This window comes from Anaerolineae bacterium (genome assembly GCA_025062375.1).
GTDB lineage: Bacteria > Chloroflexota > Anaerolineae > SpSt-600 > SpSt-600 > SpSt-600.
Genome location: JANXAG010000011.1, coordinates 22,132 through 40,188, shown reverse-complemented (window position 1 = coordinate 40,188; position 18,057 = coordinate 22,132). Strand labels below are relative to the sequence as shown.

The following is an 18,057-nucleotide window of genomic DNA, read 5'->3' as shown; positions in this document are numbered from 1 at the left end:
GGATATGCTCTTAAGAGAAGCTCTCGGCGTTAAAGCTGGAGAGGTCATTTCTCTGACGGGGGCAGGGGGGAAGACTTCCCTGGCTCTACGCCTTATGGCTGAACTTAAAGGGGAAGGATTCAGGGTTATTTTCACCACTACCACCAGGGTCCTGGAGCCAGTTCCTGGCCCCGGTGAGGCTCTCATCCTGGAGGAGAACGAACTCTTAATCCCTGAGCGGGTTCTGGAGGCTTTCCGGAACCACGAGGCCATCATCCTGGCCCGCCGGCGGCTCAGAGAGAAGGCTTCAATCCACCCTCGCTATCCCTTCCCCGTACTCCCCCGCAAGCTTCAGGGTCTTTCTCCGGAAACGATTGATAGAATCCACGAAGCTGCAGGCGATGCAGTTATAATCGTTGAAGCCGATGGAGCCAGGGGACGCCTTCTCAAAGCACCGGCGCCTCACGAGCCCATTGTCCCCTCTTCCACCTCGCTCTACGTGGCCATGGCCCATGCCGATGCCTCAGGCAAACCCCTCACCGAAGAGTTTTTCCACAGGCCCCGCGAAATTACAAGGCTTCTGAACTGCCCCGAGGGCTCCGTGCTGGACGAAGCCGCCATCGCTTCTCTCTTTCTGCACCCCGAAGGCGGCATGAAAGGGAAACCCCCTTCGGCCAGGTTTATCCCGGTGGTGAACACCCGTGAGGAAGCACCTCCCCAGAAGGCCTACAAAATTGCTCGCTTTCTCCTCCGCTCTCCGGAAGTCCGGAAAGTACTGGTGACAGCTTTGTGGGGTGAGAAGCCAGTGAGAGATATTGTGGGAAGGGTGAAAGGCATTATCCTGGCTGCTGGCGAATCCGAGCGCTTCGGCTGCCCGAAACAGCTCTTTCCAGTAGAAGGCGTCCCAATGCTGGAAAGGGTTGTGGAGATAGCCCTGGCCTCGCCCCTGGAAAGCATTGTAGTAATCCTTGGGGCTTATGCTGAAGAACTCATCCCCATCCTTAAGGGAAAGCCGGTTCAATTTCTGGTAAACAAGGACTGGCGGGAAGGGATAGCCTCTTCCATAAGGGCCAGCCTCCTGGTGGCAGGGTCCGAGACAGAAGCTCTGGTGTTTTTCCTGGCTGACCAGCCTTTCGTAAGGCCGGAAACAGTAGCGGCGATAGTTCGACACTATTACAGGACTCGCAGGCCCATAGTGGCCCCAGCCTTTAGAGGAGTCAGGGGAAACCCTGTGCTCTTTGACCGCTCTACTTTCCTTGAACTGGCATCCATAAAGGGCGATAAAGGGGGCCGTTCCCTTATAGAGGCACATCCCGATTGGGTGGAAATCGTAGAGGTAGCTGATCCCGGGATAAGGATTGATATTGATACTCCTCAGGATCTGAGCCTGAGCAGGGAAATGCTTTCAATGTGAAAGGTCTGGGGGAACATGTCCACTGGTTGCACTTTCTCCAGGACATAGCCGTTTTTTACCAGAAAGGCGAGATCCCTGGCCAGAGTAGCTGGATCGCACGAAACGTAGGCGATCTTTTGGGGCTTAAGGCGCACGAGACCTTCAAGGGCTTCCTTTTCCATACCCGTGCGCGGTGGGTCTACCACGGCAAGGTCAATCTTCTCCTCCAGTTGCCCTGAAACTTCTTCCATTCGTCCCTGGATGAAGAGGGCATTTCCTGCCCCTTGCATCTCTGCATTGAGGAGGGCATCGTTCACGGCGAAGGGGTTCTCTTCCACTCCTATGACCCTGGCCACTTTATCTGCCAGGGCTAATCCGAACAATCCAACCCCGCAGTAACCATCCAGCAGGGTCTCTTTTCCTTCTGGCGTTAAAAATTCCTCCACTATTTCCACCAACTTCTCGGCCTGGGGAGTGTTGGCCTGGAAAAAGCTCATGGCCGAAATTCGGTAAAGCCTCCCCGCTACTTCCTCCTGGATAAAATCGCTACCAGCCATCACCACCGGAGGGCCTGAAGGGGGAATAAGGACACATGAAACAGGAAGTTCAGTGGAAAGCTCAAGGGTCTCTTTGTGTGCCGTCTCCAGAACAAGGAGCTGATGGCCTGTCCTTACCCCGACTTTGACCTTCAAGGAGAGCAAGGGGGGAAGTTCCATCTCTACGGCTTCAAGGACTTCCTCTACAAGGGGGTGAAGGATGTAGCACTCCTCAATGACCACAAGTTCGGTGCTGCGCAGGGCCTGGAAAGCGAGCATTCCCTCTGGAGTAACCCGAAAGCGTACAGAGTTGCGGTAGTGCCAGGGCCACGGACTTGGAACAACAGGAAAGATTTCAGCCTCAAGGCCTCCAATGCGAGCGAGTTGCTCGGCTAGGATTTCCCGCTTGAACTGAAGCTGGGCCTTGTAGTCAATGTGCTGCCACTGGCATCCCCCGCACCGGCCAAAATACGGACACGGGGGTTCAACCCTGTAAGGGGAAGGGGTCAGAACTTCCAAAAGCCTGGCCCTTGCCCAGCTCCGGTGGTCCTCCTCAATCTCAACCTGAACCCTTTCTCCAGCTATTCCTCCGGCCACGAAGATGGCTTTGCCCTCGTAAAAACCGAGGGCTTCACCTCCGTGGGCCATTTTCTCCAGACGAATTTCCATTTTCCTCATTGGAGATAAAGTATAGCGATTACGGCTAAGCCCCAGAGGAGGAGGCCTGCCAGCAGTGGCTTGTCGGTAAAGATGAGATCTTCGGGAGCTCCACCCTCCCCTTTCACGTGGATGAGGTAAAGGTAACGGAAAAGGCAGTAGAGGACCAACGGGATGGTTAACATCATGGTGTGATTCGGAGGGAGGTTGGGAGCAGAGAAAGTGTAAAGGGAGTAAGCGACGATGGTGCTGGAAGTTACTATGACTATCATTTCGTCCAGAAGGCGCAGGTTATATTCCTCAAGAATGGTTCTGTGGTTTGAGGCGTTCTCATTGAGAAGGAGAAGTTCGTGGCGGCGGCGGCTTATGCTTATAAAGAGGGCCAGCAAAGTGGTGCAGATATAGAGCCAGGGAGAAAATCTTTCGGCCTTTACCAGGATAACCCCGGCGGCCACTCTAAGGACGAACCCCGCTGAGACTGTGAAAACGTCCATCAAGGCTACATTCTTGAGCCAGAAGGAATAAGCTACCATGGAAATAAGGTAAGCAAGGGCCACAAGGCCGAAGTAGAAATCCAGGAGGAAAGAGACAGGGATTAAAGTTATCCCGAGAGCTGAAGCTGTAGCCAAGGCGAGCTTAGGGCTCAGCTGGCCAGAGGCAATTGGCCTCTTTCTCTTGGTAGGGTGAAGGCGGTCTTTCTCGGCATCCACCACATCGTTCACCAGGTAGACTGCGCCGGATAGGAGGCAGAAAATGAGAAAGCCCAGTACAGTCTTGGAAAGAGGAACCAGTTTGAAGAGTTTTTCATCAAAGACAAGAGCGGCAAAGACAAAAACATTTTTGGCCCACTGCTTGGGCCTCATCGCTTTTAAAAGGGCTATAACCATTCTTACGCTTCTCCCCGGGAGAGGATGACGGAAAGATAATAGCGCAAAGGATTGAAATAGTCAAACAATGGCCGAGGTTAATCCCTCCGATGGTCTGCTCCCCTGCTGTTGTAGGCAGGGGATCGCCAGAGGCGATTCCAAGGGGGTTCCTGGTTTAAGGGCGGCTTCCTTCTCGGAGAAAGTGGATGAAAAGTATTGCGATAAGAACCCGCAGAGCACCAGAAATCCAGAACAGGGCTTTGTAACCGAGCGCGTTTGCCAGCAAGCCTCCTATCACTGGCCCGATCGTCATCCCAAGTCCTGATATTACCTGATATAAAGCCACATGGACGGGTCTTCCTTCCTCGGGCGTGAGCTCCAAAAGGAGGTTAAAGACAGCGAGGTTAAATCCGGCCCAGATAAAGCCACTGAAAAGCTCAACGGGTATTATGAACCATACCCCGGGGGCCAAAGCCCAAAGCCAAGGGATAAAGGGGATAACAAGCGAAGTTAGCCTCTGAACCCACAATGCTCCGCGCTCATCAGCCTGGCGGCCGAAAATCCGTTGTCCGGGAATGGAGGCCAGGATGGCCAGCGAGGAAGTAAGCCCGATGAGAGTTCCTCCTGCTTTGAAGCCCTCAACCATGTAGACAGGGAAAAAAGGTGCGGCTAAGTGGACGGAAAAGTTCCACAGGCCAGATAAAATGCAGAAAGGCAAAAAACCAGGGATTCTTCCGGTAAATTTTAACACTGCTTTCGTAGAAAGATTTTGGGTTCTTCTCTGGGCCATGAGAGGCTCCTCTATCCGGGCGAAAGAGTAAGCCGAAAGGAGCCCCAGGATGCCGGCCAGGCCGAAAACGACCTGATAACCACCTGGGCTGCCCAGCAGGTCTATCAAACCGCCCGCTAACAGGGTGACCAGAACGCTGGCCAGGCCGATGAGTATATTGCGGGAGGCAAAATATCTTCCCCGCCACTGCAGAGGCACAAGCTTCCCTACGAGGGCTGTCCAGGCAGGGTTGGCAAAGTGGCTGGCAAAGACCCGCAGAGTAGCGATGCCTATCCCGAAAGATATCGCGTACCCACTAAAGGGGATGAAAGGCAGGAGGGCCAGGAGGAAGAGGGTTGATTTGCTGAAGATAAGGGCTTTCAGGATGAACCTTTTGTATTCAACACTTCTTTCGGCCAGGGCAGCCCCCGGGAACATAGCCAGAGGCATAGTAAGGTTGGAAAGGGAAGCCAGGAGGCCTATCTGGGGCCTGGTGGCTCCAAGGGCCAAAAAGTAAAGAGCCTGAAAGGCGTTCACTATAGCATCGCTTGCCCCTCCGAATACTCCGTCGGCCAGGAACCACCGGAGGGAACGCCTGAGCAGAGATCCGACGTGAGGCCCCCAGTCGTCTTCCACAAGGGCGATGAGACGTTTGAGCACGGGCTTATCCTACCTGGATGAATTGCTCCATAGGGATGACAAAAATAATAGCTCTGTGCTGACCAGGCGGCGGCTCAGCGCAGGCCCTGGTAACAGCTTTGAGGAGTTCTTCCACCCGCTCTTCTTCCGTGCCAATGAGGAGGGTGACGTTCCCGCGCCGCAGGAATCCGCCGGTACTGGCTATCTTGGTTACCCTGAAATTTCGGCTAATAAGTGCTTCCATAACTGAAGGTGCGTCATCATCTTTTATTATGGCCAGAACCAGTTTCTTCACGGGGTGCCCTCCCTTATAGCTGGTAAAATTTTTCTACTGGAACCACCAGGACTATTGCTCCGCCCGTGCTGACTTCTACCATCCGTGGAAAAGAAGGAGGCCAGGGAGCGATAACCCCTGCTGGAATATAGCGGAACCGGGCTGGACAGTGGGCCTTGACTACTTCCAGGAAAAGAGGAAGCTTCCGATGATTCATCCCCACCAGCAGAGTTACCATAGGCTCTTCCAAAAAGCCTCCCTTGACTTCTATAACCGTGGCCTGAAAGCTTTCCCTGTAGAGGGCCTTGAGGAGCTTTTGCACGTAAGAACTATGCACAATAGTAAAAGCCAGACGGTCTATATTCCCGCCTTTCATCTTGCCCTCTCTTCCATTATCTCTGTAAGGGATAAACCTTCCTTCCCCATAAAGTAGAGGCCAAGGGCTACAACGTAGAAATACTGGACAGCATGGGTCAAAAGCGAAGCACTCAGGGCAACCTCCTTCGGCACCCCGAAGACGGCCAGAGCTAAGATGGCAGAGGCTTGGTACGGTCCCAGCCCTCCTGGCGCTGCCGGTATCATTATCCCCAGGTTTACTGCGGACATGAAAAACAGAGCCTGCCAGACTCCATTCCAGCCAGCGAGAGGAATGTGGAGGGCTCTCATCCCAAGGTAATAGGTGACTGTTTCCACCCCCCATATTACCACGGAAAAGGTGAGGGAGCGAAGGAAAACGGGTCCGGAGCGCAGGATTTCCAGGCCTTCGGTAAAAGAGGAGATCATTCCCAAAAGTTTTCTCTCCCATTGCTGGGGCAAAGGATTGGCCAGAAAGCCCAGGATTTTCATAGTTTGTGCCCGCAAGAAAAGCAGCGAAAGCAGGACCATAAGAGTTGAAAGGAAGAGGAAGGCCGAGAGCAAAGCCACCTTCTTGCCCCAATCCGGAAGGGGATAGAACAGGCCCACTGCCCCCATGGCACCCACAATTGTCAGGCCATCCAGAACTCTTTCCACCACTACGGTAGCAAAGGAAAGACTCACAGAAACTTTGGTTTTCCGGCTTACAAGGTAAGCTCTAGCAAATTCCCCAAGCCTTCCAGGAAGCAAGTTGTTTATTGCAAAGCCTACCATTAATGAAGGGAAAAGCACCGGGAAGGAAAAATTCCCCGCAGGCTCCAAGATCCATTTCCAGCGAGTGGTCCTGAGAAAGTAAGAAAGGGACGTAGAAATAAAGGCCAAAGCCACAAAGCGATAATCAGCCCCCTGCAGGGATTGCCACGTCTTCCCCCAGTCTATTTTCTTTACCGCCAGGGCAATGAAGAAAAGGGTTATCAGGAACCCGAGAAGGTTAAAAGCTCTTTTCCTGATCTTATCTCCTCCCCTTCCCCAGAATCAACCCTAGGCTAATCCCAAGCATGTCCACGAAAAAATCCTGAAAGGAACTGGCTCGGCCCGGAACAAAGCTCTGATACCACTCATCCAGCGCGGCCCACCCCAGAGAGATTGCCCCTGCAGGAAACCATTTCCCCGCCGTAGCTCTCAACAGGAGCAGAGCCAGGATGGTATACTCAACAAGGTGGAAAAGGATGTTCCGCGGCTCTCCCCCCACTTCGGGCAAGAAAGAACCGGGGATGGAGGATAGGGAGAATATAATCCCCATCCAAAAGATGGCAGGACCCCACCTGAAAAGGAAAGACCTCATCTCCCGAAGCGTTCCCTCAGGAAATTCAGGACTGTCAAATCCACCAGGGATTCTTCCTGCCACCGTTCCTCCAGGTTTTCCCTCAGGCAGAGGTTTTTGAAGGCTTCCTTCGTGACTTCGTCGTACTGGCCTGAGAGGGGGCCTCTGTAATCCCCGGTCTTAAGGAGGATGCGCTGGATTTCTAAGGCGATTTCCCCCTTTATTTCCACCAGATCTTCAGGTCTGGGCTTGAAGAAATAAAGTTCGTAAAGGTTCAACAGCCTCCTGAGCTCTTTTATAGGCTCGGGGTGGTCATCAACCCTGAGGTCTATATAGCGGTCGTTGAAGCCGCCATATCCGCCCTTCTCTCTTACCACCAGAAGCGCTGCTGATTGCTGGCCTCGTCTGTCACCACCGGCAGCCTGTCCAGCTTCCAGGGCCGCTAAGAGCCTGTGGGCCAGCTCTCCTTCGCCCTTTTCAAAAGCTTCAGCCATGGCTTCCACTACCCTGGGGCCTGCAAGTATGTTGCCCTGGCAGGCATATCCAGAGCCCACCACATGCCCGGCCCATTCAAAGCACCCCCTACCCGTGTAAGCCGCAGCTCCACCCCGGAAATCCACTATCCCAACCTGACGCAGGTCCCGGCCTTCATCTTCAGCTAAGAGGATTTCCACCACCTCTGGAGCTGAAAGGCCCAGGCTCAGAAGCTCAAGGCCTCTCGGTCCGTAGGATGTATTAGCCCAGGATTGGGTGGCAATGGCGCCCGTTCGGGCCTTGGCCCACGGAACCACCGCCCCGACCGCGAGAAATTTGGATTGGACAGCAACACCCAGATCGCCCGTAGCAGGGTCAAAGGCCACAATTGAGAAAGTTGAAAACATTCCAGCCCTCCTTCAGGATACCTGACCTGTCAGAAGCGAAACGGCGCCTGCTTTTTTCAGAGCTCCGGAAACTATGGGAACAGTCCAGTCCTCCACCAAGGCTATCATGTTTCCACCCCATCCAGCCCCCGAAAGTTTTGCTCCCAGGGCCCCGGCCTCCCGGGCTGCATCCACCAGGCGATCCAGCTCGGGAGAGGAAACCCCCAACTCTGCCAAGAGACGGTGGTTCTCATCCATAAGTTCACCAATCCTTCGGAGCTCACCCCTTTCTATGGCTTCCTTCCCCTCCAGCACTATACTTCCTATCTGATCAAAGAGCCTTTCACACCTGGCCCTATCTTCTTCCCACCTCTTTCTTACCCATAACACCACATCCCTGGTGGGGCTTGGAATCCCCGTATCCCCTATGATGAAGGTTAAAGTTCGCCCCGCTTTGAAGGGCACCGGGGGTTGTCCTTTAACGAAAAACACCGGCATTTCGTAGGCGATTACAGTATTATCTATGCCGCTGGGGGTGCCGTGGTAAATTTTTTCCGTTTCGTAAACTATGGCCGAGATTTCATCGGGGGTAAGTTTTCGCTGAAAGTAAAGGGACAAAGCCCTTACGATGGCCGTAGAGACAGCTGCTCCGCTTCCAAGGCCGCGGGCTATGGGGATTTCGGAGTGGATCGTTATTGTGAAACCATAAGCCTTTCCCAGTTCCAGGCGTTTTAGAGTTAACTCTACCACGAGACGAAGCGGATCATCGGGAGAAGCCTCTTCCAGGTAGAACTCCTTCCCGATATCAGGGGCCCGGATGAAGATTTCACCGGGGGAATCTTCCACTGTAGCCCAGGCCTTTACCCCAGTTACCGGTGCGGCAATGGCGGGCCTGCCGTAGACTACTGCATGTTCCCCCAAAAGGATGATTTTTCCCGAAGCTGAAGCTCTGGCTTCCATCAATCCAGCTGAGCTCTGAACAGGATTGCCCCTCTGGGACAAATTTGAGCACACACCTCGCAGCCAGTGCACAGGAGCGGGTCTATTTTCATCTTTGGCTTTTTGGTTTTAGGGTCTATTTCCTCGCTCCTGAGGGTTGCAGGACAGCCCGCCCGGAAACAGAGGCCGCAACCGTTACACTTTTCAGGGTCAACCCTCAGGGGTTTGTAAGTCCTGCGCACTTCCGGCAGGAGGGCGCACTCCCTCCTTGTTACAATTACAGCCGCTTCGTCCACTGCCAGGGCTTCCTTAAAGGCCTTTTCAACCCCCTTAAGGTCGTAAGCATCCACAGTGTAAACATGCTTTATTCCGAAGGCTCTGGCCACGTCTTCTATGAGAACTTCCGCTGATTTCTCGCCCTGAAGGGTCTGGCCCGTTCCGGGATGACCCTGATGACCAGTCATGGCGGTGCTGCGGTTATCCATGACTACTGTTATGGCCTTTCCCTTATTGTAAGCTATATTGAGGAGCGCCGGCATTCCCGTGTGGAAAAAGGTGGAGTCCCCAATTACGGCTACGATTCTTTCCTCAAGACCGGATTTATCGGCACCGTGGGCCTGACCTATGCCCGCTCCCATGCAACCACAGGTGTGGATAGTGGAAAGAGGGGGAAGAGCTCCCAGGGTGTAACAGCCTATGTCTCCGGTCACTGCCAGCTTGAGTTTGCTCATTATGTAGAAAACTCCGCGGTGAGGGCACCCTGGACAAAGAACCGGAGGCCTCGGGGGTAGCTCCCCAACTTCCACTTTTGGCCTTTCAACTCCGGCCTCGGGGGGAAGAAGGCCGGCCTTTATAGCAGCCTCCCTTAATACTGTGGGATCAAATTCACCACAGATGGGGAAAACGCTCTTGCCTTCAACCGGTATCCCCATCAGGCGAATTTCCTCCTCCAGGAAAGGATCCAGCTCTTCTATGACTATGAGCCTCTTAACCCTGGAGGCAAACTCTCTCACCATCCGCTTGGGGATAGGATAGGTCATCCCCAGTCTAAGGAAAGAAGCTTCCGGAAAGACTTCGCGGGCGTACTGATAGGCCACCCCGCAGGTGACTATGCCCAGGGAGGGGTCACCCATTTCTATGCGGTTATAGGGGAAAGATTCGGCAAACTCTTCAAGCCGTCTTATCCTTTCCTCAATTACAGGGTGGCGAAGGCGAGCGTAGGCTGGAAGCATAACGTACTTAGGAACGTTGCGGGGAAATTGGGAAGGCCTTTGGGAGCGAGTTACCCTCTCACCAAGGGTTACAGCCCCCGCCGAGTGGGCAATCCTGGTGGTAATCCGATAGAGAACCGGAGTATCAAAAAGTTCGCTTATTTCCACAGCCACTTTCATCATATCTTTGGCTTCCTGGCTGTCGGAGGGCTCAAGACAGGGGACCCTGGCGAACTTAGCATAGCGGCGATTGTCCTGCTCGTTCTGGGAAGAATGCATTGCAGGGTCATCGGCAGAGATCACGATTAAAGCCGCTTCGGCTCCAGTCATAGAGGCATAAAAAAGGGAATCGGCCGCCACATTAAGGCCGACGTGTTTCATCGCGGCCATGGCTCTTATGCCGGCATATGCAGCTCCAGCAGCCACATCCAGTGCCACCTTTTCATTGGTAGACCACTCAGCGTATACTCCCGGGTAACGGGCGAAGGCTTCTAAAATTTCAGTAGAAGGGGTGCCAGGGTAAGCTGCAGCCACTTCAATGCCTGCTTCCCACGCGCCCCTGGCTATAGCTTCGTTCCCCAGCATTAACTCCTTTTCCATGTTGCATCCTCCGTGGGCGGGTGAATTTGCAGCTAATTATAACATGCTTAAAGTAAGGGGTCAATGGTTTGATGGTCAATTTAAAGACTTGAACGGCCAGAGAACGCCCCTTCACCTTCCGAAGTGCCAGGTTTTAGCCGGTGGGCCCAGAGATGCTTGCCGGCCCATCAGTCCTGCAGCGAAGAGAATTGCCCGAGATGCTCTGGGTGAGCTTCCGGGTTTAAAGATAAGGCTTTATGTAAATAAACGGGCACAGGGCACTTAAAGCGGCTAATCCAGCAAAGAATAAACCGAAGAAGAAATGATCCCATCGTTCCGGGAGCAGGGCCTTTATACCACAACCCACTGCCCCCAAAAGGGCTATGGCCAGAGTAAAACGATTCCAATCGCTGGTGAGGAAGCCCTTAAGGACCAGAGCAAAGGCCAGGAGGATAAAGATGAGCCCCGCTCCCGCCATAGCTCTTCTCTTTAAACCTTCTCTCAGGCCCAAGGAAAACCCAAAGCCTATGGGTATCAGGGCCGGGAAGAGGTATCGGCCCTGGTGCTGGACAAATTTGAGGTTATACCAGATGAAGGAAAGAGCCGTGAAGGCAAAGGATAAAGCCAGAAGGATAAAACCAAGGTGCTGGAACTCCTTAAGCTCCCGCCACCCCCGTGGCAACCAGAGGAGCAATCCCCAGAGGGCGAGGAAAGAGGCCAGAAATAATAGAGCATAGATTCGCTCATCCATAGGAACAGCCATCCAGCCGAACTGTCCCCAGAAACTCCGGAAAGAAGTCAGGAGAAAAGCCCTGAGAACGCTCCAGATTCCCATCGATTCAACCCATTCCATGGTGCGAGGCTGTCCCACTACTACAGCGTCGTGCCGGGAAAGGCCGAAGGGGTCAGAGGGACCATAAACAGCCATGTTTCGGACAAACCAGGGTAGTGTAAAAAGAAGGGGCCAGAGACTCAACACAAAAGAGCGCACTCCCCTGCTCCAGGAAATGCGGCGATAAGCGTATACGGCAAAGATTACAGGGTAAAGGACAAAGGAGATATAAGCCGTGGTCTTGGTCAAAAAACCGAGGGCTATGAAAAGCGATGGTCTCCATAGAGCTTTTTCCGGGAACCCCTCTTTTATAAGCCGCACCGTTTCCAGGAGAAATAGTCCGATGAAGAGCTCTGCCAGGGCATCGTTATTGACCGAAGCACTTATAGCGATGTGCATGGGTACAAAAGCGGCAAAGGCAGCTGCTCCCACTGCCAACTCGGGCTTTTCCGGTAAAAGCTCCCTGACGATGAGAAAGGCCACGGTTACCACCCCAGCACCGATCGCCATCGAAAGAAGCCTCAGGGCTATGAGATTTCCTCCCGTCAAGGCATATACAGGCGAGGCCAACAGGTAATAGAGAGGGGGCTGATGGAACTCATAGCGGATCGGTTCAATGGACATTTCGGGAGGAAAGCGGCGGCTTTTTATCTCCTCAAGGTAAAGGTGGGGATAATCTCCCATCTCCAGAACGGGTAAACGGCCCTCACGCACCAGGAAGGCAATGTAATTGTAATGGGCGGGCTCATCTGGAGCCTGCCAGGGGGGCGTGTACAGGGCATAGAGGGTACCCAGGACCAGAAAAGCAACTACCACTGTTAAAAACGGGGCCTTGCTTCCCACGTGAACCTCCTGACGAAGGGGTCGTAATATTCTTCCACGGCTTTGCCCAAGAGGTAAAAAGCACTGCAAAACAGAATTATAGCCAGGGCTGGGGGAAACAGGGCATGCCACTGGGGGCCTTCGGGAGACCAGTAAAAGGTCAATTGCGTGAACCAAATCATGGACCCCCAGCTCATCCTTATCCTCGTCCGGCCAAAAAATGAAAGGAAGGCTTCAGTCAGGACCGAGCCTGAAGCTGTGAACATCATAAAGAGGAAACCGGCGGGGAGAACGTAGGGGAGAATATGCCTGCGAATGATGTAAAAATCGCTTCCTCCGGAAAGCCTGGCTGTTTCCACGAAGCCTCTCACCGTTATGCTCTGGGCCCAGGTCTTTAAGATAACAGCGGGTGCCCCAAGGCCAGCGAGGATTCCGTACAAAAGGGCTAAAGTGGGCCAGCGCATATCCACCAAAAGGCCTATTATCAGCAGGATTATGGGCGGTGGCAGGAGGATCAAAACATCGCAGAGGCCCATTAACAAAGTTTCCACCCTTTTTCCGAAATAAGCCGAAGCCACCCCGACACTCACTGCTAGGATTGAGGCCACCAAACCGGACGTGATTCCCACTCCCAGGGAAGTGCCAGCCCCGTACAAAAGCTGACTCAAGATATCCCTCCCGAAAGAATCTGTACCCAGGGGGTGCTTGAGGGAAGGCAAAGTTGGATGAGGGGCAATATCCGGGTCAAACCCTACCATGGGGTGGTATATTCCCCGGTTCCAAACCAGCGCCATAAGAACGGGGTGAGATAAAGCCATGAGAGCAAACAGGGTCAAAATGACAATTCCCGTTAAGCCCTTTGGATTTTTGAGAGCCGCCGTTTTAAACCATTCGCCCATGGATTTTACCCCTCAATCTTGGGTCTATCCAGGCCTGGGCGATATCTAAGGCAACGTGGGAGATGAGAAGCAGGATGCCCGTTAGAGAGAGAACACCCATGAGGAGAGGCACGTCCTGATAGTCAATGGCGAAGAAAAGGAGCACTCCAACCCCAGGCCAGAAAAACATCTTCTCCACTATAAAGCTTCCCAGAAGGAGGAATGGGAATTGAAGCAAGAATCGGCTCAGCAGAGGCAAAACAGCGATCTGACTCAAGTGGACGTCTCTTATCTTGCTGTCTGGCAAGCCTTTGGCCTTGGCCAGGAGGACAAAGTCCTCATTTCGTAGGATGCTCATGCTGGTCCGCATAAGGAGCATTATTTCCCCGAAAGTCGTTAACAAAAGGGCTGTGAAGGGAAGGGCCAGGTGCCAGAGAATGTCCAGAGCAAAGCGAGCCCATCCGGAAAAGGCCCACGCTAAGGCTATAGCTGCGAACAAAAAAACTTTCAAGGTAACTTTTAAGATTTTCTTATGCCCGTAAGCTATCCGGCCTGTGGCCCACCACCCGATAGTGCTGACCATAAAGGTGAGCAGCATCCAGACCATCACTTCGCTGGAGGATATGGTTACATCAGCCCAGAGCTCAATGCTTACCTCGCTCTGAGTAGGGAACCATCTCAGCCTTATGGCAAAAATTTGAATCAACATGAATATAACCCAGGGGAGGAATGAAGAATAACTTACGACCGCTAAGGCTGTGATAGGGGCGCTAATGAGGGAGGAATTCCTGGGTGGCCAGGCCAATCTTTTGCCCAGCCACAACCCTAAAATCCAGGCCGAAATAGTGGCAGGCACCAAAAGGAGCAGCGTTTTGGGGAGAGCCATGAGGAGAAGCTCCACTACGGAAAAGCGCGGATAGAGGAAACTTTTCCCGAGATTGCCTGTGAAAAAACCCTTCATCCACAGCAGATACTGCTGCCAAAGGGGCAAATTGAGGCCAAGGTAGGCTCTGAGAGCTTTTTTCCATATAGGGGGAAAGCCAAAAACCATGCTTACGAAATCTCCAGGGAGAGCATGAATCAGAAGGAAGAGGACAGTTTGGAAGAGAACGAGAGCTATAAAAGCCCGAATAAGACGGTAAAAAAGGTAGCGGACCACTCAGCCCCCTTTTCTGGCAATAACGTCACCCGCGGTTATTTTAACTCCTTTTGCGGTGGTAACACAAATTCTTCAGAGAGGCAACGAACTCCCAAGCAGCATTACCCTGTTCTTTCCCTCAACACTATGCAGAGCCAGGAGTCTTTTTCCCGCAACTTTTAAGAAAGCAAAAGCTTAGGAACGGTTGCAGGAGCTCATTTCAGCCCCTGAGTTACAAGAGCGTTGGGGGCTGAGGAGAGGCACCGTTATGCGGAATTTGGCCCTTTATAAATCTCGGGCTTGAGAACCGCTATGAAAGGGAGGTTCCGGTAAATTTCCCCAAAATCCAACCCATATCCCACAACAAACTTGTTGGGGATCTCAAAGCCCACATAGTCCAGGGGGATCGGAATACGGCGCCGCTCCTTTTTATCCAAAAGGGTGCAAATGCGGAGAGAAGCGGGATTGCGAGCCTTGAGGATTTTGGTAAGGTAGTCAAGAGTGAGGCCCGTATCAATTATATCCTCCACGATAAGGACATGCCTTCCCGATATGGGGGTATCCAGATCTTTGAGGATGCGGACAACACCGCTGGTTTCGGTAGCTGCGCCGTAGCTGGAGGTGGCCATGAAATCTATTTCATGGGGGATGGAAATATGGCGGGTCAAGTCAGCCATGAACATAAAGGCGCCTTTGAGCACTCCTACCAGCACGGGTTTCTTGCCCTGGTAATCCCGAGATATCTGCTCCCCCAGTTCTCGAATCCTGGCCTGAAGGGTTCTCTCGTCAATGAGGATTTCCGCAATATCGTTCTCCAGCATGGCCCCTCCTCAGAAGATAAAGCCCTTTCCCGGCACCCTTGGGTGGTAATTTGCCAAGGAAGGTTCTTTTGTGTATAATTATAACGAAAGTCGGGGCGTGGCGCAGCCTGGGAGCGCACTTGAATGGGGTTCAAGTGGTCGCCGGTTCAAATCCGGCCGCCCCGACTTTAAGATTTTTTAAGACTCCAGAACGCAGATAGCACCAGCTTGCTTTATCCTTAAAGCGATGGTCTCAAAGACCCGGAACTTGTGTTCCATGTTGGAGCTTTCCAGATATGCTGTTACCATATCCTGTCCAACAGCCAGGTCCACGTAGATGGGCCTGGGAGAAAGGACTACCACCCTATTTTCTGGAACAGCGGGCGTGTAGAAAAGGCCTGCTTCAACCACTTTCTTCACCAATTCCACCTCTAAAATGCCTTGCTTCCCCACCACCCTCTGGAGCAGAGTGTAAGAAGATGGGTTGATTACCGCTGCGTAGGGACCATAGAATCCAGAGGAAGTCAGTTTGGCCACTGCTTTGGAAATATCAGCCAGGGCTTGCCCTTCCTTTTCCCAATCGCCCAATGGTAGAATCTGGCGGCCAGAAGCGTTCAGAAGGCCTTCAAGACCTGCTTCCTCACACCCTTTGAAGATAAGCTCATCTTCCTTCATGGCGCAGATAGCAGCCGCCCCTGCCACAGGCCCCACGTCAAAGGGAAGCCCTCTCTCAAAAGCGTCCAAGTCCCGAGCTGTAATGACGAAATCCCAGGAAAGCTCCGTCAGGGGAAGAGCCCTTACGCATTCGGCTCTTATAGTTTTCTCTTCCTCCTTATAGCTGTAAAGGGGTACAGTGTAAACCCCGAACCCAAGGGGACCACAAAGCTTAAGGAAACGCCTTCCCACCAGAATCTGGCTGGCTATTTCTTTAACGGTGTTGTCAATTATTTCCCACTGGGCCGGGCTCAGAGGTGCTGCACTTCGCATCAGGATGTGTTCCATCTTTAACCCTCCTTCTCAGATTTTATAAGGCTTCCTACAGTCCACCCGGAAGGGCTTAAATGCCTTATCCTTTCCAGAAGCCTCTTGAAAAGGTTTTCATGGTATAATTCGTGGGTCCTTAAAGTTTTCAGGAGTTCCTTGACCGAGGGGTCCTCCACTTTCTCCAGGAAAATCTCGTACTTGTGGGCTGTTCCCGCTTCCAAGTCTATATCAGCCTCCAGCATTTGCCGAACTTCCCGGGAGAGGTCCACAGGATGATGTTCGATCGGTATCGGTTTGCCTAAGGCGGCGAGCTTTTCCGCAAGCCATCCTAAATGTTGCATCTCATTGATGGCTTGAAGCTCCAGCTGGCGGGAGACCTCTTCGTCTTTGGTCAAAAAGGAATGGAAAAGATATTGCAGGATGGCGGCGTACTCGTGGCGTATTCCCCAGTCCAGTGCTTCCAGAATGAAAGGCGAAGGGACAGAGGGCGCGGGGGCCTCCTCGGGAGCTAATGCCTGTTCTCGCCGGAATTTCTCCCCGAACTCCAAGAACATCTCGCGATGGCGCTCTTCATCTGCCAGGATCCTCTCCAGATCAGAACGAAGGGCGGGATCCTCTATGACGGCAATGTAAGACCGATACATGGCTATGGCGCGGTCTTCCGCCTGGACATCCCGATCCATCCATTCAGCTTTGGTTTCTCCCCCCAGATCCGTGAAGCCCCGCTCTATGGTTGGTATGCCCTGAAGTTTGACGATCCAGCGAGAAAGTATCCAGAAATGGCGCATTTCCTCTCTTGCGATGCCTTCGATTTCGCAGGCTTCCTCCCCTTCGCCCATGGCGTAAGCATGCAGGAGGTACTGAATAATGGCAGCATGCTCATCCCTTGCGGCAGCTTTAAGCATTTCTACTAAATTAGCCATAATTTACTCCCCCTTCTTCAAAATCTGCTGCAGGCGGTTGTATTCCCCCTCTAAGAAATTGGCATGGAAAGCTTCTTCGTCCCGCAGCTTTTCAAAGATGGCCTTTATCTGAGGGTCATCCGCAAGTTCCATTGCCAGCTGATATTTGTCACGAGCCGCCATTTCTTCAATCATCATCACTTTAAGGAAATTGAGCCAGTCCATTTTTGACCTCCTTCAGAGGATTTCTTTGAATTTATCTGCGGAAGCATTGCATACGGGGCAACGCTCCGGTAATTCGTTTTCAGCTATATAGCCGCAGATCTGGCAAACATAATATCTAGGAGCTGTTTCTGCTACAAGATGCTGAAGGGCTCTTTTGTAAAGGGAAGCGTGCTCTTCCTCCACATCCCGTGCATGGCTGAAGGATAAAGCCGCCTGGCGATCACCCTCCTCTTCGGCCTCTTTTATGAATTGGGGGTAAAATACCCCGCTTGCCCTTTCTTCCCTTTCAAAAGAGGCTTTTAGGTTTGTTTCGGTATCTTTTATTACTACTTCGCCCAGAAGCTTTAAATTGCGGGTGGCGTGAACCCGTTCGGCCTCGGCTACCGCTCTGAAAAGAGCCGCTATTTGAGGGTAGCCCTCTTCCTCTGCCTTTTCAGCGTAGGCAAGAAGTCGGAAGTAGGCTTTGGCCTCTCCTACAAAGGCTGTATAGAGGTTCTGCCTCGTCCTTTCACCCATCTTCTATCCTTCAAAGAAGGGCTTTTCCCAGTCGTCCCACCAGGTTTGATTGGCTACGAGGTACTCCAGAGCCTCCCGGAGAACTTTGTAGTGTCTGTTTTCTTCCTCCATGAGCAAACTGTAAACTTCTTTACCCGCAGGAGCAGAAGTTTTATCTCTGGCTTCTTTGTAAAGCGCATAGCTACGCTCCTCCAACTTTAGGGCATACTCCAGAGCAGCCACATCTCCCTTGAGGCCCGGGGCCTCTTCTGGTGGTGGGAATATGAAAGGTGGCAGAAAGAAACCCTCAGGAGCTTCTTCAGGCTCCGGCAGCTGAGAAATGTCCAATTTCTTGCCTTCCTCCAGAGCTTCCTGCCGGCTAAGCCAGGACTTTCCTTGACGGATTGCTTCATATTCGGCTAACAATATGCGAAGATGTTCCTCTTCCATCTGGGCTAAGTAGGCAAAAGTCCTGCGTCCTCGGTCATCAAGGCTACGTCTGGAGGCTTCGGAATAGAAATCCTTGCCCATTTTCTCATTCTTCACAGCTAACGCCAATATGGAAAGGGTTTCCCCCAACATAAATTCCTCCTATAATGGG

The 18,057-nt window shown here is 52.6% G+C and carries 20 protein-coding genes and 1 tRNA gene; 2 read left to right on the top strand and 19 right to left on the bottom strand.

The features are described from left to right. The first annotated feature begins 4 nt into the window (after positions 1-4). Positions 5-1,393, top strand: coding sequence for a selenium cofactor biosynthesis protein YqeC (gene yqeC / locus NZ653_04795; GenBank protein MCS7286434.1), 1,389 nt, complete (start codon positions 5-7; stop codon positions 1,391-1,393). On the opposite strand, the gene rlmD is transcribed toward yqeC, so the two are convergent. The 14 genes from rlmD to hpt all read right to left on the bottom strand — a co-directional run bounded on the left by rlmD (position 1,354) and on the right by hpt (position 14,868). Further along, a complete protein-coding gene (rlmD, locus tag NZ653_04790) occupies positions 1,354-2,586 on the bottom strand; it encodes a 23S rRNA (uracil(1939)-C(5))-methyltransferase RlmD (protein MCS7286433.1) in 1,233 nt (410 codons plus the stop codon). The two genes, yqeC and rlmD, sit on opposite strands and share 40 nt — an antisense overlap. Further along, a complete protein-coding gene (locus NZ653_04785) occupies positions 2,583-3,452 on the bottom strand; it encodes a decaprenyl-phosphate phosphoribosyltransferase (GenBank protein MCS7286432.1) in 870 nt (289 codons plus the stop codon). Before NZ653_04785 ends, rlmD begins: the two co-directional genes overlap by 4 nt. Positions 3,453-3,606: 154 nt before the next feature. Beyond that, positions 3,607-4,860: an MFS transporter gene (locus tag NZ653_04780; GenBank protein ID MCS7286431.1), complete on the bottom strand. Its 1,254-nt coding sequence runs from the start codon at positions 4,858-4,860 to the stop codon at positions 3,607-3,609. 4 nt (positions 4,861-4,864) lie between these two features. Beyond that, on the bottom strand, positions 4,865-5,134 hold the full coding sequence (locus NZ653_04775; GenBank protein ID MCS7286430.1) for a cyclic-di-AMP receptor: 270 nt from the start codon (positions 5,132-5,134) through the stop codon (positions 4,865-4,867). Between the two features lie 13 nt (positions 5,135-5,147). Then, positions 5,148-5,489, bottom strand: coding sequence for a cyclic-di-AMP receptor (locus NZ653_04770; protein ID MCS7286429.1), 342 nt, complete (start codon positions 5,487-5,489; stop codon positions 5,148-5,150). After that, positions 5,486-6,445, bottom strand: a complete 960-nt coding sequence (locus NZ653_04765) for a flippase-like domain-containing protein (protein MCS7286428.1) — start codon at positions 6,443-6,445, stop codon at positions 5,486-5,488. Before NZ653_04765 ends, NZ653_04770 begins: the two co-directional genes overlap by 4 nt. Positions 6,446-6,479: 34 nt before the next feature. Beyond that, positions 6,480-6,770, bottom strand: a complete 291-nt coding sequence (locus NZ653_04760; GenBank protein MCS7286427.1) for a VanZ family protein — start codon at positions 6,768-6,770, stop codon at positions 6,480-6,482. Between the two features lie 38 nt (positions 6,771-6,808). After that, positions 6,809-7,672, bottom strand: a complete 864-nt coding sequence (locus tag NZ653_04755; GenBank protein ID MCS7286426.1) for a DUF1028 domain-containing protein — start codon at positions 7,670-7,672, stop codon at positions 6,809-6,811. Positions 7,673-7,684: 12 nt separating this feature from the next. After that, entirely contained in the window at positions 7,685-8,611 is a 927-nt protein-coding gene (mvk, locus tag NZ653_04750) for a mevalonate kinase (GenBank protein ID MCS7286425.1), read from the bottom strand. Further along, positions 8,611-10,401: an indolepyruvate ferredoxin oxidoreductase subunit alpha gene (iorA, locus tag NZ653_04745; GenBank protein ID MCS7286424.1), complete on the bottom strand. Its 1,791-nt coding sequence runs from the start codon at positions 10,399-10,401 to the stop codon at positions 8,611-8,613. Before iorA ends, mvk begins: the two co-directional genes overlap by 1 nt. A 220-nt stretch (positions 10,402-10,621) precedes the next feature. Beyond that, entirely contained in the window at positions 10,622-12,055 is a 1,434-nt protein-coding gene (locus NZ653_04740) for a DUF2142 domain-containing protein (GenBank protein ID MCS7286423.1), read from the bottom strand. Next, on the bottom strand, positions 12,031-12,933 hold the full coding sequence (locus NZ653_04735) for an ABC transporter permease (GenBank protein ID MCS7286422.1): 903 nt from the start codon (positions 12,931-12,933) through the stop codon (positions 12,031-12,033). The genes NZ653_04740 and NZ653_04735 overlap by 25 nt, the downstream gene beginning before the upstream one ends. Continuing rightward, positions 12,917-14,071 (bottom strand): ABC transporter permease, encoded by a 1,155-nt coding sequence (locus NZ653_04730; protein MCS7286421.1) that lies wholly within the window; start codon positions 14,069-14,071, stop codon positions 12,917-12,919. Before NZ653_04730 ends, NZ653_04735 begins: the two co-directional genes overlap by 17 nt. 245 nt (positions 14,072-14,316) lie before the next feature. After that, a complete protein-coding gene (gene hpt / locus NZ653_04725; protein ID MCS7286420.1) occupies positions 14,317-14,868 on the bottom strand; it encodes a hypoxanthine phosphoribosyltransferase in 552 nt (183 codons plus the stop codon). A gap of 94 nt (positions 14,869-14,962) precedes the next feature. On the opposite strand from hpt, the gene NZ653_04720 reads away from it, so the two are divergent. Next, positions 14,963-15,036, top strand: a tRNA-Pro gene (locus tag NZ653_04720). Positions 15,037-15,048: 12 nt separating this feature from the next. On the opposite strand, the gene NZ653_04715 is transcribed toward NZ653_04720, so the two are convergent. From NZ653_04715 to NZ653_04695, 5 genes are read right to left on the bottom strand one after another with little or no spacing between them, the layout of a single operon-like run. After that, the gene (locus tag NZ653_04715) at positions 15,049-15,852 is read right to left on the bottom strand and encodes a bacteriocin family protein (protein ID MCS7286419.1); all 804 of its coding nucleotides are present in this window, start codon (positions 15,850-15,852) and stop codon (positions 15,049-15,051) included. Positions 15,853-15,854: 2 nt separating this feature from the next. Continuing rightward, positions 15,855-16,757 (bottom strand): ferritin-like domain-containing protein, encoded by a 903-nt coding sequence (locus NZ653_04710; protein MCS7286418.1) that lies wholly within the window; start codon positions 16,755-16,757, stop codon positions 15,855-15,857. A 3-nt stretch (positions 16,758-16,760) separates the two neighbouring features. Beyond that, positions 16,761-16,961 carry a hypothetical protein gene (locus NZ653_04705; protein MCS7286417.1) on the bottom strand — a complete coding sequence of 67 codons (201 nt, stop codon included), beginning with the start codon at positions 16,959-16,961 and terminating at the stop codon, positions 16,761-16,763. 12 nt (positions 16,962-16,973) lie between these two features. Further along, the gene (locus NZ653_04700) at positions 16,974-17,477 is read right to left on the bottom strand and encodes a rubrerythrin family protein (protein MCS7286416.1); all 504 of its coding nucleotides are present in this window, start codon (positions 17,475-17,477) and stop codon (positions 16,974-16,976) included. Positions 17,478-17,480: 3 nt separating this feature from the next. Next, positions 17,481-18,038 carry a ferritin family protein gene (locus NZ653_04695; protein ID MCS7286415.1) on the bottom strand — a complete coding sequence of 186 codons (558 nt, stop codon included), beginning with the start codon at positions 18,036-18,038 and terminating at the stop codon, positions 17,481-17,483. Between the last annotated feature and the right edge of the window lie 19 nt (positions 18,039-18,057).

Bases quoted from the DNA above. Each gene is read 5' to 3' on its own strand.
- NZ653_04700 (MCS7286416.1), bottom strand. From the start codon at position 17,477: ATGGGTGAAAGGACGAGGCAGAACCTCTATACAGCCTTTGTAGGAGAG.
- yqeC (MCS7286434.1), top strand. From the start codon at position 5: ATGCTCTTAAGAGAAGCTCTCGGCGTTAAAGCTGGAGAGGTCATTTCT.
- NZ653_04715 (MCS7286419.1), bottom strand. From the start codon at position 15,852: ATGGAACACATCCTGATGCGAAGTGCAGCACCTCTGAGCCCGGCCCAG.
- NZ653_04710 (MCS7286418.1), bottom strand. From the start codon at position 16,757: ATGGCTAATTTAGTAGAAATGCTTAAAGCTGCCGCAAGGGATGAGCAT.
- NZ653_04735 (MCS7286422.1), bottom strand. From the start codon at position 12,933: ATGGGCGAATGGTTTAAAACGGCGGCTCTCAAAAATCCAAAGGGCTTA.
- iorA (MCS7286424.1), bottom strand. From the start codon at position 10,401: ATGGAAAAGGAGTTAATGCTGGGGAACGAAGCTATAGCCAGGGGCGCG.
- NZ653_04785 (MCS7286432.1), bottom strand. From the start codon at position 3,452: ATGGTTATAGCCCTTTTAAAAGCGATGAGGCCCAAGCAGTGGGCCAAA.
- NZ653_04770 (MCS7286429.1), bottom strand. From the start codon at position 5,489: ATGAAAGGCGGGAATATAGACCGTCTGGCTTTTACTATTGTGCATAGT.
- NZ653_04760 (MCS7286427.1), bottom strand. From the start codon at position 6,770: ATGGGGATTATATTCTCCCTATCCTCCATCCCCGGTTCTTTCTTGCCC.
- NZ653_04705 (MCS7286417.1), bottom strand. From the start codon at position 16,961: ATGGACTGGCTCAATTTCCTTAAAGTGATGATGATTGAAGAAATGGCG.
- NZ653_04755 (MCS7286426.1), bottom strand. From the start codon at position 7,672: ATGTTTTCAACTTTCTCAATTGTGGCCTTTGACCCTGCTACGGGCGAT.
- rlmD (MCS7286433.1), bottom strand. From the start codon at position 2,586: ATGAGGAAAATGGAAATTCGTCTGGAGAAAATGGCCCACGGAGGTGAA.
- mvk (MCS7286425.1), bottom strand. From the start codon at position 8,611: ATGGAAGCCAGAGCTTCAGCTTCGGGAAAAATCATCCTTTTGGGGGAA.
- NZ653_04695 (MCS7286415.1), bottom strand. From the start codon at position 18,038: ATGTTGGGGGAAACCCTTTCCATATTGGCGTTAGCTGTGAAGAATGAG.